This is a genomic window from Delftia sp. DS1230, assembly GCF_040112715.1.
Lineage (GTDB): Bacteria > Pseudomonadota > Gammaproteobacteria > Burkholderiales > Burkholderiaceae_C > Comamonas > Comamonas tsuruhatensis.
The window spans coordinates 5,150,973-5,165,780 of sequence record NZ_CP157763.1 but is presented as its reverse complement, the minus strand read 5'-3'; the positions used below and the strand labels follow the sequence as shown (position 1 = coordinate 5,165,780).

General features: G+C 69.9%; 15 protein-coding genes. 10 read left to right on the top strand and 5 right to left on the bottom strand.

The window, feature by feature from the left end; genetic code table 11:
- Positions 1-46 precede the first annotated feature (46 nt).
- Positions 47-1,528, bottom strand: a complete 1,482-nt coding sequence (locus AAN986_RS23325; protein ID WP_047217486.1) for a deoxyribodipyrimidine photo-lyase — start codon at positions 1,526-1,528, stop codon at positions 47-49.
- Positions 1,529-1,552: 24 nt separating this feature from the next.
- Between AAN986_RS23325 and AAN986_RS23320 the strand changes: the two genes are divergently transcribed.
- From AAN986_RS23320 to AAN986_RS23290, 7 genes are all read left to right on the top strand, one after another.
- Positions 1,553-2,152: a YqgE/AlgH family protein gene (locus AAN986_RS23320; protein WP_012203507.1), complete on the top strand. Its 600-nt coding sequence runs from the start codon at positions 1,553-1,555 to the stop codon at positions 2,150-2,152.
- Positions 2,149-2,607 carry a Holliday junction resolvase RuvX gene (gene ruvX / locus AAN986_RS23315; protein WP_016447930.1) on the top strand — a complete coding sequence of 153 codons (459 nt, stop codon included), beginning with the start codon at positions 2,149-2,151 and terminating at the stop codon, positions 2,605-2,607. Before AAN986_RS23320 ends, ruvX begins: the two co-directional genes overlap by 4 nt.
- Positions 2,604-3,122: a bifunctional pyr operon transcriptional regulator/uracil phosphoribosyltransferase PyrR gene (pyrR, locus tag AAN986_RS23310; protein ID WP_013804027.1), complete on the top strand. Its 519-nt coding sequence runs from the start codon at positions 2,604-2,606 to the stop codon at positions 3,120-3,122. The genes ruvX and pyrR overlap by 4 nt, the downstream gene beginning before the upstream one ends.
- A gap of 2 nt (positions 3,123-3,124) precedes the next feature.
- The gene (locus AAN986_RS23305) at positions 3,125-4,087 is read left to right on the top strand and encodes an aspartate carbamoyltransferase catalytic subunit (RefSeq protein ID WP_012203510.1); all 963 of its coding nucleotides are present in this window, start codon (positions 3,125-3,127) and stop codon (positions 4,085-4,087) included.
- A gap of 78 nt (positions 4,088-4,165) precedes the next feature.
- The gene (locus tag AAN986_RS23300) at positions 4,166-5,461 is read left to right on the top strand and encodes a dihydroorotase (protein ID WP_047217487.1); all 1,296 of its coding nucleotides are present in this window, start codon (positions 4,166-4,168) and stop codon (positions 5,459-5,461) included.
- A 2-nt stretch (positions 5,462-5,463) separates the two neighbouring features.
- Complete coding sequence (locus AAN986_RS23295; RefSeq protein ID WP_016453195.1) at positions 5,464-6,213, top strand: lysophospholipid acyltransferase family protein; 750 nt, start codon at positions 5,464-5,466, stop codon at positions 6,211-6,213.
- A 14-nt stretch (positions 6,214-6,227) separates the two neighbouring features.
- Positions 6,228-6,704 (top strand): GNAT family N-acetyltransferase, encoded by a 477-nt coding sequence (locus AAN986_RS23290; RefSeq protein ID WP_016447927.1) that lies wholly within the window; start codon positions 6,228-6,230, stop codon positions 6,702-6,704.
- Between the two features lie 25 nt (positions 6,705-6,729).
- On the opposite strand, the gene AAN986_RS23285 is transcribed toward AAN986_RS23290, so the two are convergent.
- The 4 genes from AAN986_RS23285 to AAN986_RS23270 form a co-directional block, all read right to left on the bottom strand.
- On the bottom strand, positions 6,730-7,116 hold the full coding sequence (locus AAN986_RS23285) for a DUF1987 domain-containing protein (RefSeq protein WP_016447926.1): 387 nt from the start codon (positions 7,114-7,116) through the stop codon (positions 6,730-6,732).
- A gap of 35 nt (positions 7,117-7,151) precedes the next feature.
- The gene (locus AAN986_RS23280) at positions 7,152-7,784 is read right to left on the bottom strand and encodes a DUF6272 family protein (protein ID WP_016453196.1); all 633 of its coding nucleotides are present in this window, start codon (positions 7,782-7,784) and stop codon (positions 7,152-7,154) included.
- Complete coding sequence (locus tag AAN986_RS23275; protein WP_047217488.1) at positions 7,781-9,160, bottom strand: SpoIIE family protein phosphatase; 1,380 nt, start codon at positions 9,158-9,160, stop codon at positions 7,781-7,783. The genes AAN986_RS23280 and AAN986_RS23275 overlap by 4 nt, the downstream gene beginning before the upstream one ends.
- Before the next feature lie 97 nt (positions 9,161-9,257).
- On the bottom strand, positions 9,258-10,355 hold the full coding sequence (locus AAN986_RS23270) for an ABC transporter ATP-binding protein (protein WP_034364323.1): 1,098 nt from the start codon (positions 10,353-10,355) through the stop codon (positions 9,258-9,260).
- 212 nt (positions 10,356-10,567) lie between these two features.
- Here AAN986_RS23270 and AAN986_RS23265 point away from each other — a divergent pair, with 212 nt between their 5' ends.
- From AAN986_RS23265 to AAN986_RS23255, 3 genes are all read left to right on the top strand, one after another.
- Positions 10,568-12,214 (top strand): iron ABC transporter permease, encoded by a 1,647-nt coding sequence (locus tag AAN986_RS23265; protein WP_047217489.1) that lies wholly within the window; start codon positions 10,568-10,570, stop codon positions 12,212-12,214.
- A 55-nt stretch (positions 12,215-12,269) separates the two neighbouring features.
- A complete protein-coding gene (locus tag AAN986_RS23260) occupies positions 12,270-13,178 on the top strand; it encodes a LysR family transcriptional regulator (RefSeq protein WP_016447921.1) in 909 nt (302 codons plus the stop codon).
- 112 nt (positions 13,179-13,290) lie between these two features.
- Positions 13,291-14,676, top strand: coding sequence for an 8-oxoguanine deaminase (locus tag AAN986_RS23255; protein WP_013804017.1), 1,386 nt, complete (start codon positions 13,291-13,293; stop codon positions 14,674-14,676).
- Positions 14,677-14,808: the final 132 nt, after the last annotated feature.

Genomic DNA, 14,808 nt, shown 5'->3' with positions numbered 1-14,808 from the left:
CGCTGCTCCTTTTTTCTTGGCTCCGGTGTCTTTGCACCGGCTTCCTTCAGTCGGCCTGCTTGACCACGCCGTAGCGGGCCAGCGTGCGCTCGCGCGCGGCTGCGTGGTCCACCACGGGATGGGGATAGTCCGTGCCCAGCACCACGCCGGCCTCGGCCAGCTCCAGCGGCCGGGCCTGCCAGGGCGCGTGGCGCAGCGCGGCGGGCAGGCGGGCCAGCTCGGGCACGTAGCGCTCGATGAAGCGCGCGTCGGCATCGAACTTCTGGCTTTGTGTGATGGGGTTGAAGATGCGGAACCAGGGCTGGGCGTCGCAGCCCGTGGAGGCCGCCCACTGCCAGCCGCCGTTGTTGGCCGCCAGGTCGAAGTCGTTGAGCTGGCGCGCAAACCAGGCCTCGCCCCGGCGCCAGTCTATGCCCAGATCCTTGACCAGGAAGCTGGCCGCCACCATGCGCAGCCGGTTGTGCATGTAGCCCGTGGTGTTGAGCTGGCGCATGGCGGCATCGACCAGCGGATAGCCGGTGCGGCCCTCGCACCAGGCGGCGTACAGCGCGTCGGCCTCGGGGCCGGTGTCCCACACGATGGCGTCGTAGGCGGGCTTGAAGCTGGCGTGCACCACGTGCGGATGGTGGGCCAGGATCTGGAAATAGAAGTCGCGCCAGACCAGCTCGGACAGCCAGGTGGCGGCGCCCTCGGCATCATGGGGCTGGCTCTGCGTCTGCTCCCAGGCCAGCCTTGCCAGGCGGCGGATGGAGATCGTGCCGAAGCGCAGGTGCACGCTTAGGTAGCTGGGGCCCTTGACGGCGGGAAAGTCGCGCGCCTGCCTGTAGCGCGGCAGGCGCGGCAGGAAGTCGGCCAGCAGTTCCTCGGCGCCGGCGCAACCCGTGGGCAGGCGCAGGCCGTCCAGCGTGCCGGCCTCAAAGCCCAGGTCGGCTGCGGTGGGCACGGGGCGGCGCTCGCCTTCGGGGCGTGGCGCCAGGCGCTCGGGCAGGTCGCGCTCGCTGGGATAGGCGGACAGGAAGAAGGGCGTGACCTGGCGCAGCCAGGCGTTCTTGTACGGGGTGAACACCGAGAACGGCGCGCCGGCCTGGGTCAGCACCTCGTCGCGCGCAAAGACCATGTGGTCCTTGAAGCTGTGCAGGGCCACGCCCTCGGCGGCCAGGGCCTGGCGCACGCGGGCGTCGCGGGCCAGTGCGTCGGGCTCGTCGTCCCAGTTGCAGAACACGGCCTGGGCGCCGAGCTGCCGGGCCAGGGCCGGGATCTGCTCAGCGGGCCGGCCGCGGCGCACGATGAGGCCGGTGTCGGCGCGGCCCGAGGCCTCGCGCAGCGCCTCGTCCAGGCCCGTCAGGCTCTGGCAGATGAACTCCACGCGCCGGTCGGCACGGGGCAGGGGGGCGAGGATGTCGTCGTCGAAGATGAACACGCAATGCACCTGCCGGCACTGGCGCAGCGCATGGTAGAGGGCGGCATGGTCGGACAGGCGCAGGTCGCGCCGCAGCCAGACCAAGCCCACAGGGTAAGAAGGTGGCATGGATCGCCGGTAAAATCCGTCGTTATGTCTGCTGAAACTGCGCCTATCAATCTGACGCACCACTTCCTGATTGCCATGCCTGGCCTGGAAGACGAAGCGTTCTCGCGCAGTGTGATCTACCTGTGCGAACACAGCGAGCGCGGTGCGCTCGGTCTGATTATCAACAAGCCCTCGCAGCTTACGCTGGAAGGCCTGCTGGAAAAGGTGGATCTGGCCCTGGGCCGCGAGGACCTTCGCGGCAACCGCGTCTTCAACGGCGGGCCCGTACAGACCGATCGCGGCTTCGTGCTGCACGATCCCATGGTGATCGAAGGCGCGCCCGACGACGAGTCCGCCTACGCCTCGACCATGACCATTCCCGGCGGCCTGGAGATGACCACCTCCAAGGACGTGCTCGAAGCCCTGTCCGATGGCGCAGGCCCCAAGCGCCTGCTGGTCACCCTGGGCTATGCCTCCTGGGGCGAGGGCCAGCTGGAGTCGGAGCTGGCCGAAAACGCCTGGCTCACGGTGGGCGCCGACGCCAACGTCATCTTCGATACCCCGGTCGACGACCGCTATGACCGCGCCCTGGGCCTGCTGGGCCTGCAGCGCTGGATGATCTCGCCCGAAGCGGGGCGCGCATGAGCCTGCCCGCTCCCGAGTCCCAGGCAGCAGCGGCAGCCGGCACGGCCGTGCCGCCCACCGTTCCCTCCCATTTCCAGAGTTTCGTGGCCTTCGATTTCGGGGCCAAGCGCACGGGCTGCGCCGTGGGCACGCGCCTGCTGCGCTCGGCCAACCCGCTGCCCACCATCCGCGCCGAGGCCGGCGAGGCCCGCCTGGCCCAGGCCGGCGAGCGCATCAAGGAGTGGCAGCCCGATGCGCTGGTCATCGGCGTGCCCTACCACCCCGACGGCAACGCGCACGAGAACACGGCGCGGGCGAAGAAGTTCGGCCGCCAGCTCAAGAGCCGCTTCGGCCTGCCTGTCTACGAGGTGGACGAGCGCTACAGCACCACCGAGGCCCTGGCCGGTGGCGCAAGGGATGCCGATGCGGCCTCGGCCTGCATCATTCTTGAACAGTTTTTGAGGAGTCTTCCATGAGTGAATCCATTGCGGGAGCCGGCAGCCTGGTGCTGGACGCCGAGGCCCTGTACCGCGAACTGCTGCGCGGCGTGCGCAGCCTCATGGGGCCTGAAACCCGCCTGGCCGGCATCACCTCGGGCGGCGCCTGGCTGGTGGAGCGGCTGCACAAGGACCTGAACCTGCCCGGCAACCCCAGCGTGCTGTCCTCGGCCCTGCACCGCGACGACTTCGCGCAGCGCGGCATGGCCACCAGCGCCCAGACGCAGATCGACTTTGACGTCAACGGCGCCGACATCCTGGTGCTGGACGACGTGCTCTACACCGGCCGCACCGTGCGCGCCGTGCTCAACGAACTCTATGACTACGGCCGCCCGGCCTGCGTGCGCCTGGCGGTGCTGGTGGACCGGGGCGGGCGCGAGCTGCCCTTCCAGGCCGACTTCGCCGCCGCGCGCATCGCGCTGCCGGCCGACCGCCTGCTGTCGCTGGCGCGCGATGACGCCGGCGTCTTCCAATTCCGCATCCAAGAGGCCTGACCGTGCTGTACAAGCGCAATCCCCAGCTCAACAAGAACGGCGAACTGATCCACCTGCTGTCCACCGAAGGACTGTCCAAGGACATCCTGACCCACATCCTGGACACGGCGGCCAACTTCGTCAGCGTCAATGACCGCGAGGTCAAGAAGGTGCCGCTGCTGCGCGGCAAGAGCGTGTTCAACCTGTTCTTCGAGAACAGCACGCGCACGCGCACCACGTTCGAGATCGCGGCCAAGCGCCTGTCGGCCGACGTGTTCAACCTGGACATCGCGCGCAGCTCGGCCAGCAAGGGCGAGTCGCTGCTGGACACCATCGCCAACCTCTCGGCCATGGCCGCCGACATCTTCGTCGTGCGCCACAGCGAGTCGGGCGCGCCCTACCTCATCGCCCAGCATGTGGCGCCCCATGTCCACGTGGTCAATGCCGGCGACGGCCGCCACGCCCACCCCACGCAGGGGCTGCTGGACATGTACACCATCCGCCACTACAAGAAGGACTTCGCCAACCTGCGCGTGGCCATCGTGGGCGATGTGCTGCACTCGCGGGTGGCCCGTTCCGACATTCATGCGCTGACCACGCTGGGCGCGGCCGAAGTGCGCGTCGTCGGCCCGCGCACGCTGGTGCCGCCGGACCTGGCGCAGATGGGCGTGCGCGTCTTCCACACGCTGGAAGAGGGCATCCGGGACTGCGACGTGATCATCATGCTGCGCCTGCAGAACGAGCGCATGAGCGGCGCCCTGCTGCCGTCCAGCCAGGAATACTTCAAGAGCTTCGGCCTCACGGCCGAGAAGCTGCGCCTGGCCAAGCCGGACGCCATCGTCATGCACCCGGGCCCCATCAACCGCGGCGTGGAGATCGACTCCGAAGTGGTCGATGGCCCGCAGGCCGTGATCCTGTCGCAGGTGTCCTTCGGCATCGCGGTCCGCATGGCCGTCATGTCCATCGTCGCCGGCAACGAGGCTTGAGCCTCCACACACGCATATGTTTTTGATCGCCGCAGGCCGCAGCCCATGCGCCGCCTGCGGTCTACGGGGTAGCAAACCATGAAGATACTCATCCGCAACGGCCGAGTGATGGACCCGGCACGGGGCCTGGACCAGCAGGCCGACGTGGCCATCGACGGCGGCAAGGTGCTGGCCATCGGCAAGGCGCCCGAGGGATTTGCCGCAGAACGCGAGATCGATGCCGCCGGCTGCTGGGTGCTGCCGGGCCTGGTCGATCTGGCCGTGCGCCTGCGCGAGCCCGGCCACGAGCACGAAGGCATGCTGCAGTCCGAGATGGCCGCCTCGGTGGCCGGTGGCGTGACCAGCCTGGTCTGCCCGCCTGATACCGATCCCGTGCTCGACGAGCAGGGCCTGGTGGAGATGCTCAAGTTCCGCGCCGAGAAGCTGCACCAGTCGCGCCTGTTCCCGCTGGGCGCGCTGACGCTGGGCCTCAAGGGCGAGGTGCTGACCGAAATGGCCGAGCTGACCGAGTCCGGCTGCATCGGCTTCGGCCAGGCCGAGGTGCCCATGACCAGCACCCAGACCCTGCAGCGTGCCCTGGCGTATGCGGCCACCTACGGCTACACCGTGTGGCTGCGCCCGCAGGAGCTGTACCTGGGCAAGGGCGTGGCCGCCAGCGGCCCGCTGGCCACGCGCATGGGCCTGTCCGGCGTGCCCGTGGCGGCCGAGACGATTGCCCTGCACACCATCTTCGAGCTGATGCGCGGCACCCAGGCGCGCGTGCACCTGTGCCGCCTGTCCAGCGCCGCAGGCGTGGAACTGGTGCGCCGTGCCAAGGCCGAAGGCCTGCAGGTCACGGCCGACGTGTCCATCAACTCGCTGCACCTGACCGATACCGATATCGGCTACTTCGACAGCAGCGCCCGCGTCACGCCGCCGCTGCGCCAGCAGCGCGACCGCGATGCGCTGTCTGCCGCGCTGGCCGACGGCACCATCGACGCCCTGGTCTCCGACCACACGCCCGTCGATGAGGATGCCAAGGTCCTGCCCTTTGCCGAGGCCGAGCCCGGCGCCACGGGCGTGGAGCTGCTGCTGTCGCTGGCCGTCAAGTGGTCGCAGGACGGTGGCGTGCCTTTGAACCGTGCCCTGGCCGCCATCACGGCATCGCCCGTGCAGGTGCTGGGCTCGTCTCTGGGCGAGCTGCAGGGGCAGCTGGGCCGGCTGGCCGAGGGCGGCGTGGCCGACCTGTGCATCGTCGATCCGCAGGCGGCCTGGACGGTCAAGCCCCAGGAGCTGGCCAGCCAGGGCAAGAGCACGCCCTTCGGCGGCTACGAACTGCCGGCCCGTGTGCGCTGCACCCTGGTCGATGGCCGCGTGGCATTCGAACGCCGCTGAACATGAGCCGTCTGCGCAGGGGAGGGCGCGCCACGCTGCGCGCAGCGCGCCTGTTCGGCCATGTGTGCAAGGGGCTGTGGATCGTGGCCCTGCGCTTTCCGCAGCTGCCCGAGGAGCGCCAGCACGCCCATGTGCAGGCCTGGGCCCTGCAGTTGCTGGCCCATGCGGGCGTACGCCTGGAGATCCAGGGCGAGCCGCCGAGCCAGGGCCCCGTGCTCATGGTCAGCAACCATATTTCCTGGCTCGACATTCCCGTGCTGCATGCGGCGCGGCATTGCCGCTTCATCTCCAAGTCCGACGTCAAGGGCTGGCCGCTGATCGGCACGCTGGCCACGGCGGCGGGCACGCTGTACATCGAGCGCACCTCGCGCCGCGATGCGCGGCGCATGGTGCAGAGCATGGAGGAATCCCTGCAGCGCCGCGAGATCCTGGCCATCTTCCCCGAAGGTACGACGGGCGACGGCCGCAAGCTGCTGCCCTTCCATGCCAATTTGCTGCAGGCGGCCGTGCAGATCGGTGCGCCCGTGCTGCCCGTGGGCCTGCGCTTCATCGACGGCGCCACCGGGCAGATCAGCCACGCGCCCAGCTACGAGGGCGATGAAACCCTGCTGGGCTCCATCTGGCGCACGCTGTGCGCCGACGACCTGGTCGCCGCCGTCCACTATGGCCAGCCGCAGACGGCCGATGGCCGCGACCGCCGCGTCTGGGCCCAGGACCTGCATGCCGAGGTGGACCGGCTGCGCCAGGCCTGAACCTTGCCAGCGACATGACAGACACCTTCTCGCTTCGACCCTCGCGGCCTGATGACCTTCCCGCCCTGAACGCCGTGCTCTGGGCCACCTACGACAGCACCTGGAAGCCCCAGCTGACGGCGGACAAGGATGCGCGGTTCCGCGCCTCGGGCCGCACCGCGCAGTACGTGCAGTCGCGCGGCCACCTGTTCTGGGTGGCCGAGTGCGATGGCGTGGTGGCCGGCTTCGTGGACCGCGTGGATGACTTCATCGGCGCCCTGCATGTGCTGCCGGCCTGGCAGGGGCGCGGCGTGGGCCGTGCGCTGCTGGCCCACGCGGAGCAGGCCATGCGCGCCGACGGCCACGCCCAGGTGCGGCTGGAGACCGACAGCTTCAACACCCAGGCCCTGGGCTTTTACACGGCGCAGGGATATGCCACGCTGGACACCTATCCCGACGAGGAATGGGACTGCGGCCTGACCACGGTGCTCATGGGCAAGCCGCTGGCCTGAAGGCCAGGGCGGAGCAGGCCTGCCCTCAGTTGCTGTAGGGCTGTCGCTCCAGCACCAGGTTGGCGAAGTCCTCCACCAGGTCGGCGCCCAGTTCCTCGATGGCGTCGTCTTCCTCGTCAAAGGCCCAGACCACGCGGATGTCCGTGCCCTTTTGCCCGGCCTGGTCCAGCAGCGCGAACAGCGAGCGCAGGCCCATGGTGGAGGCGCTGTTGATGTACTGCAGCTTCATCTCGGCCACGAAGCGAGGAGGCTGGCTCGCCTCGAAATACCGGCCCAGCATGGACAGGATGGGGTTGAAGAAGGGCAGGGGGTTTTCGGGATAGCACTCGCCTTCGATGCGCAGAAGCTGCTCGGCCGGCGAGAAGACCACTTCGGGCGTGACGGAGGTGCGTTCGGATTTCAATGCTTGCATGGCGGCAGGTCGGTTCGTTGAAGGACGCCCGGCGTTCAGATCAGCGCCTTGACGTGGAATACGGCATGGGGCGCGGTCTCGGCGGCGTCCTCTCCCGTGGCGATGTGGTACTGCAGCGGCGCCGAGGCATCGCGCGCAATGGTCAGCCAGCCCAGGCCCGCGCCCCGGCTGATGTCGTCGCTGGTGCCGTGGTCCGTGTTGTGCAGCTGGGCCTTGTAGGCGGCCTTGATCTCGGGGTGGCTCATGGCGCGCACGGCATCCAGCTTGGCGGCCAGGCGCGGCACATGCTCGCTGCGCACGGCATTGCTGCAGGCGATCCAGAAGCGGGCTGGCGCCGGCTCGGCGCCCGCCTCCTGGGCACAGGCCAGCGCATCGATGCGGCCCACGCCGATGGCGCCCTGTGGCACGGGCGCACTGAGCGCCTGGCGGGGGCCTGTGTCGGCCGCAGGCAGGGGCGCTGCGTAGTGCAGCACGTTCTGCGCCATCTCGATGAAGGTGGAAAACAGCTTGCGCTTGGCGCTGCTCGATCCGTCCTCGCTGGCCAGGCGGCTCTTGAGCGTGTCGGCCGCCGCCTGGATCACGTGGGGGTTGAAGGTGCCCGCGTAGTACAGCAGCAGGCCGTTGTGCTCGGCCTGGGCGCGCAGCTGAGCGAATTCGGCCGGGCTCATGACTGCAGGGCCTGGTTGCGCCACACCAGCAGCGAGACATCGTCGCGACGGCGCTGCGTGCCCTGCCACTGGGCAAAGGCCTGCCGGAATTCGGCGCAGGCCTGGGCGGCGGGGCGGTCCTGCTGCTCGTGCAGGAAGCGCGCCAGGCGCTTTCTGCCGTGGGCGATCTGGCGCGGGCCGCCCAATTGGTCGATGACGCCATCGGTGGCCACCATCAGCAGCGAGCCGGACGCGACCTCCAGCTCCTGCGTGCTCCAGGCCGCGTCGTCGGGTGTGGTCGCATAGCCTATGCCCAGCTTGTCGCCGGCATGGATCTGCACCTGGGCCGCCTCCTGCACGCCGGGCGGCGCCACCAGCAGGTCCAGCCGGGCCGAGGCAAAGCGCAGTTGCGTGCCGCAGGGCGACTGCAGGAACAGCGCGGCGTCCAGGCCATCGCTGGAGGTCTTCTCCGCCGGCAGGCCGTCGGCGGGGGCCGCTGGTGCGCCCCAGGCCGGCTGGGCGTCGCGGGTGCGCTGCTGCAGCACGCGCTTGATGTAGCGGTTCATCTGGCCCAGCAGGGCGCCGGGGTCGATGGCGGTGCCGGTGCCGGTGCCGGTTCCAGTGCCGATACCTGCAGGCGCCACGGCCTGTTCGAGGAAGGACAGGGCAATCAGCGTCATGAAGGCGCCCGGCACGCCGTGGCCCGTGCAGTCGAACATGCAGCCCAGCAGGCCCTGCGGTGTGGCACGGAAGAAATACGCATCGCCGCCCACCACGTCGCGCGGCTCCCACAGCAGGCCGTGGTCTTCCAGCTGGCTGGCGAGCACGCGGTCGGATTCGACCAGGTGCGAGCGCTGGATCAGGCTGGCGTAGTCGATGCTGGCCATGAGCTGGCGCGTCTTGTCGGCCTCGATGTCGGACATGGCGGCCATCAGCGCGTGGCCAGTGCCTATGCCTGCATAGCGGCCTTCCTCGACGGTGATGAAGCCGTCCTTGAGCACGCGGCTGCCGCTGGCCAGCGCCTGCTGCACCAGCTGGTCGATGGGCAGGCCGGCCGCCACCACCATGGGCGCGGTGTCGGTGAATACCAGGCAGCTGCGGCGGCCGAACACGTCGCGCGCAAAGGGCCGCGCGTACTGCTCCATGAAGCGCTGGCGGTTGATCAGGCCCAGCGGCCGGTCGTCGGCCACCACGGCCAGGGTTTCGAGCAGGGGCTGCTCGCTGAACAGCCGGTGCACGTCCTCGTTGCTGGTGTCGGGGGGAATCGGCGCCGTGGGCTGGCTGAGCTGGCCTGCGCGGGCCAGCAGGCGTGGCGCGGCGGGCGCAGGGGCAAGCGCCGGAACCGGTGTCGGAGCAGATGCAGCGTGCTGCGTGGAGGAGGGGTCCAGAGCAAACATGGGTGGCCTTGAATTGTCACAAGATGTGACAGATTCTGGGTTTCACCCATGACCGTCGGATGACAAAGGCCTGGACGGCGCGGCGGCGGCCGCCTGCTCAGGCCGCTGCGGTCTGCGCAGTGCCCTGTCTCTCGCGCGGGAAGGCGACCACGTGATTCATGTCCAGCCGTATGCCCACCCACTCGCCCACCGCATGGTCGTGGTGGCTGGGCACATGGGCCAGCACGCTGTGGCCGCTGGCCAGCTCCAGCGTGTAGAGGAACTCCGAGCCGCGAAACGCCTTGCGCAGGATGCGCGCCTGCACGGGCGAGGCATCGTCGTGCACCACATCGTCGGCGCGCAGCAGCACATCGCATTCGCCGCCCGGGAACTGCGCAGGCAGCGGGCAGGTGGCCGGATCGACCAGATCGCCCAGCGCCGTGCGCGCCACCACGCCGCCGGCACCGCTGGGCGCCAGCGTGGCCGGCACGAAGACGCCGTGGCCGATGAAGTCCGCCACGAAGCGCGTGGCCGGCCGGTGGTACAGCGAATAGGCGTCGTCCCACTGCTGCAGCTGCCCCTGGTGGACCACGCCGATCATGTCGCCGATGGCAAACGCCTCCAGCTGGTCGTGCGTGACGAACAGGGCCGTGGCGCCTGCGGCCTTGAGGATGCCGCGCACCTCATGCGCCAGGCGCTCGCGCAGGTCCACGTCGAGGTTGGAAAACGGCTCGTCCAGCAGCATCAGCTGCGGGCTGGGCGCCAGCGCGCGGGCCAGCGCCACGCGCTGCTGCTGGCCGCCTGACAGCTCGTGCGGAAACCTTCCTGCACTGCCGGCCAGGCCCACCAGCTCCAGCACCTCGGCCACGCGCTCGGCCTGGCGCGCCTTGGGCAGATGGTGGATGCCGAAGGCCACGTTGCGGCCCACGTTCAGATGGGGGAACAGCGCATAGTCTTGGAACACCATGCCGATGCGCCGCTGCTCGGGAGGGAGCGAGAAATCCGCGCTGCCCACGAGCTGGCCGTCGATGCGGATCTCGCCGCCGCTCACGGGCTCCAGGCCCGCCACGGCACGCAGCAGCGTGGTCTTGCCGCAGCCCGAGGGGCCGATGAGCACGCCGATGTCGCCAGCGGCCAGATTCAGCGTGACGCCCTGCACGGCAGGCCTGTCGCGGCCCGGGTAGCGCACCTCGAGTTGGGAGACGGTCAAAAACATGCGGCGATTGTAGAACCGCGCAAATGAATAGAATTCGCATTTGCATTGGCGGGCCAGGGGCATGCCCGGAGCCCGCCGACTCCAGCAGCCCGCAGGCACGTCCGGTCTCGGCGGCACCTCGGCCCACAGGCCGGTGGCTGCCGCGGATCCCGGCCCGTTCCATAGCCCGGCAGCCAGATCCTCCCCCTCATCCTCTAGCCGAGACCTCCGCTTTGCGCCGTCTGTCGTCCGTACTCCGCTCCCTTCCCCTGCTCCTGCTGGCCCTGGTGCTGATGCTGCCCGTGCTGGCCGTGCTCGGCTCCTGGCTGCCTCTGGGGCAGGGCGATGCCCTGGCCGGCTCCATCCTGCGCGAGATGGCGGCCACCGTGCTGCCCGGCTATCTGTGGACCACGGTCTGGCTGGGCCTGCTGGTGGCGCTGGGCGCGGCCATCGTGGGCACGGGCACGGCGGCGGCCGTGACGCTGTTCGACTTCCGGGGCCGGCGTCAGCTGGAATGGCTGCTGCTGCTGCCGCTGGCCATGCCGGCCTATGTCACTGCCTATGCCTATACCGACTTCCTGCAGTTCAGCGGCCCGCTGCAGACCTGGCTGCGCGACACCTATGGCCTGGAAGGCCGGCTCCTGCCCGAGGTGCGCAGCCTCGGCGGCGCGGTCTGGGTCTTCATCTTCTCGCTCTACCCGTATGTCTACCTGCTGGCGCGCACCGCGCTGGGCGAACGCGCCGCGCACCTGATGGAGGCCGCGCGCCTGATGGGCGCGCCGCTGTCGCGGCGCATCTGGTCGGTGGCGCTGCCGCTGGCGCGCCCGGCCGTGGCCGCTGGCGTGGCCCTGGTGGTGATGGAGACGCTGGCCGACTTCGGCGTGGTCAGCTATTTCGGCATACAGACCTTCACCACGGGCATCTACAAGGCCTGGCTGTCCATGGACAACCGCATTGCCGCCGCGCAGCTGGCCACCTTCCTGCTGGTGCTGGTGGTGCTGCTGCTGCAGCTGGAGCTGCGCGCGCAGCGGCGCATGCGCTTCGTCACCGGCGGCGCGGGCCGTGCCGGCTCGGCCGAGGCGCAGCCGCTGCGCCTGCGCGGCTGGCGCTGCGCGCTGGCCTGGCTGGTGTGCCTGCTGCCCGTGCTCATGGGCTTTGTGGCGCCCGTGTTCTTCATGCTGCGCCCGCTGGCGGCCGACTGGTCGGTGCTGCCCTGGGACCGCTTCCTCGACTGGGCGCTCAACAGCGTGCGCCTGGGCGCCATCACCTCGGTGCTGGCCGTCATCATCGCCGTGGCCCTGGCGTTTGCCGTGCGCCGCCACAAGGAGTCGGCCGTCACGCGCGGCGTGGTGCAACTGGCCAGCCTGGGCTATGCGGTGCCGGGCGCCGTGGTCGTCGTCGGCCTGCTGCTGCCCGTGGGCTGGGTGCAGCAGGTGCGGCCCGAATGGGGTTTTGCCGGCCTGGTCACGGCCACCGCCGTGGGCATTGTCTGGGCCTACCTGGTGCGCTTTTGCGCCGTGGCCCTGCAGTCCATGCAAAGCGGCTATGCGCGCATCGCGCCCAGCCTGGACGACTCGGCCCGCATGCTGGGCACGGGCGCCTGGGGCATGCTGTCGCGCGTGCACTGGCCGTTGCTCAGGCGCTCCACGGCAGCGGCGGCGCTGCTGGTCTTCGTCGATGTGATGAAGGAGCTGCCCGCCACCATGGTGCTGCGCCCCTTCAACAGCGACACCCTGGCCGTCGTGGCCTACCAGCTCGCGCGCGACGAACGCCTGGGCGAGGCCGCCCTGCCGTCGCTGGCCCTGGTGCTGGTGGGCCTGATCCCCGTGATCATGCTCAGCCGCACGCTGCGCGCCGAGCGCCCGGGCACGGCCCGCTGAGCCTGCCGCCGGGCGCTGCAAAGCGCGGCCCGGCAAACCCCGCTACGCTCGCGCCATGCACGCCAGAGTCCTGCGCTATCTCGACGAAGTGGTCCGCCGCGGTTCCATCCGCAAGGCGGCCGAACATCTGCACGTGGCCCCCACGGCCGTCAACCGCCAGATCCTCGACCTGGAGGCCGAGCTGGGCACGCCCCTGTTCGAGCGCATCCACAAGCGCCTGCGCCTTACCCCGACGGGCGAGATGGTGCTGGCCCATGTGCGCGCCACGCTGCGCGAGCATGCGGCGCTGCGCGAGCGCATTGCCGAACTGCAGGGCGCGCGCAGCGGCGAGATCACCGTGGCCGCGACCACGGGGCTGGCCGGCTCGCTGCTGCCCTCGCTGGTGCATGAATTCCGCCAGCGCCACCCGGGCATCGTGGTGCGCATCATCGACCTGCCCCTGAGCGACATCGCGGCCGCCGTGGAAGGCGGCGACGCCGACCTGGGCCTGGCCTACGACCTGTCCGAACGCCCCGCGCTGCGCGCGCTGGCCATCAGCGAATGGCAGATCGGCGCCATCGTGCCGCCCCGGCATGCGCTGGCGCGCCAATCGTCCGTGCTGCTCAGCGAGTGCATAGGCCATCCGCTCATCCTGCCCGCGCCGCCGCTGTCCATCCGCAGCCTGCTGGACGAAGCCTTTGCGCGCAACGCCATCGAGGTCACGCCCGTGGCCGAGTCCACCTCCATGGCGCTGATCCAGCGCCTGGTCATGCTGGGCGAGGGCATCGCCCTGCTCAATCCGCTGGACGTGATGGAGGAGCGCAGCCGCAATGCCCTGGTCTTCGTGCCTTTGCGCGATGCGCATCTGCGGCGGCAGACGCTGGTGCTGACCGGCCGGGCCAGGGGGCAGTTGAGCGCGGCGGGCGAGCTGATGGCCCAGTCCATCGGCCAGGCGCTGGCCAGGCTGTTTGCCGGGGGGCGGTGAGTCTTAGGCGCTTGTCCACTTTTTGTGGACACATCGGGCGGAATTCAGCGCTATCGGCAATGGCTTGTCCTTCCTAGACTGGCGGCTTTTCCATTTCGAAGAAGAGAACGCCATGACCTTGATCGCACTGAACGCCGATGTACTCGTCACCATGGATGCGCAGCGCCGCGAGATCCGCGACGGCGCCCTGGTGGCCGACGGCCCGGCCGTGCAATGGGTGGGTGCCACGGCCGATCTGCCGCCGCAGTACCGCCGCATGGTGGACGACGGCACGGCCCAGGTGCTGGACATGCGCGGCCGCGTGGTCATGCCGGGCCTGGTCAACACGCACCACCACATGTACCAGAGCCTCACGCGCGCCGTGCCGGCCGCGCAGGATGCGGAGCTGTTCTCGTGGCTCACCAACCTGTACATGCTGTGGTCGCACCTCACGCCGGAGATGATCCACGTCTCCACCCAGACCGCCATGGCCGAGCTGATGCTGTCGGGCTGCACCACCACCAGCGACCACCTGTACCTGTATCCGAATGGCGCTCGGCTGGATGACTCCATCGCCGCGGCGCAGCAGATGGGCATGCGCTTTCATGCGGCGCGCGGCTCCATGAGCCTGGGCCGCAGCAAGGGCGGCCTGCCGCCCGACGCGGTGGTGGAGGAAGAGGAAGCCATCCTGCGCGACAGCCTGCGCCTGATCCAGCAGTACCACGACAGCGCACGCCACTCCATGCTGCGCGTGGTGCTGGCGCCGTGCTCGCCGTTTTCGGTGACGCGCGAGCTGATGCGCGAGTCCGCCGTGCTGGCGCGTGCGCATGGTGTGTCGCTGCACACCCACCTGGCCGAGAACGACAACGACGTCGCCTTCTCTCGCGAGAAATTCGGCCTCACCCCCGCGCAGTACGCCGAAAGCCTGGGCTGGGTCGGCCCCGATGTCTGGCATGCCCACTGCGTCAAGCTCGATGCCGAGGGCATTGCGCTGTTCGCGCGCACGGGCACGGGCGTGGCGCATTGCCCGTGCTCCAACATGCGCCTGGCCTCGGGCATCGCACCCGTGCGCACCATGCGCGATGCGGGCGTGCCCGTGGGCCTGGGCGTGGACGGCAGCGCCTCCAACGACGGCGCCCACATGCTGGGCGAGGCGCGCCAGGCCCTGCTGCTGCAGCGCGTGGGCCACGGCCCTGCCGCCATGGGCGCGCGCGAGGCGCTGGAGATCGCCACGCTGGGCGGCGCGCGCGTGCTGGGGCGCGACGACATCGGCGCGCTGGCGCCGGGCATGTCGGCCGACTTCGTGGCCTTCGACATGTCGGGCGTGGGTTACGCGGGCGCAGGCCATGACCCCGTGGCCGCGCTGGTGTTCTGCACGCCCACCGACGTGTCCACCAGCGTCATCAACGGGCGCGTCGTGGTGCGTGACGGCCACCTGCTCACGGCCGACCTGCCGCGCGTGCTGACACGCCACCGCGAGCTGGCCCGCACGCTGTTCGAGCGCGCAGCGGGCCACTGACATCACCCTGCAGCGCGGCAGGCCGGCACCCAGGCCATCGCGGGTGCCGACCTGCCGCGCTGCGCCATTTCCCCGAAGCATCTCCAGGAGGCTCGAAGACCCGGACAGCACTTTCAGGACCCCCACCCTTTT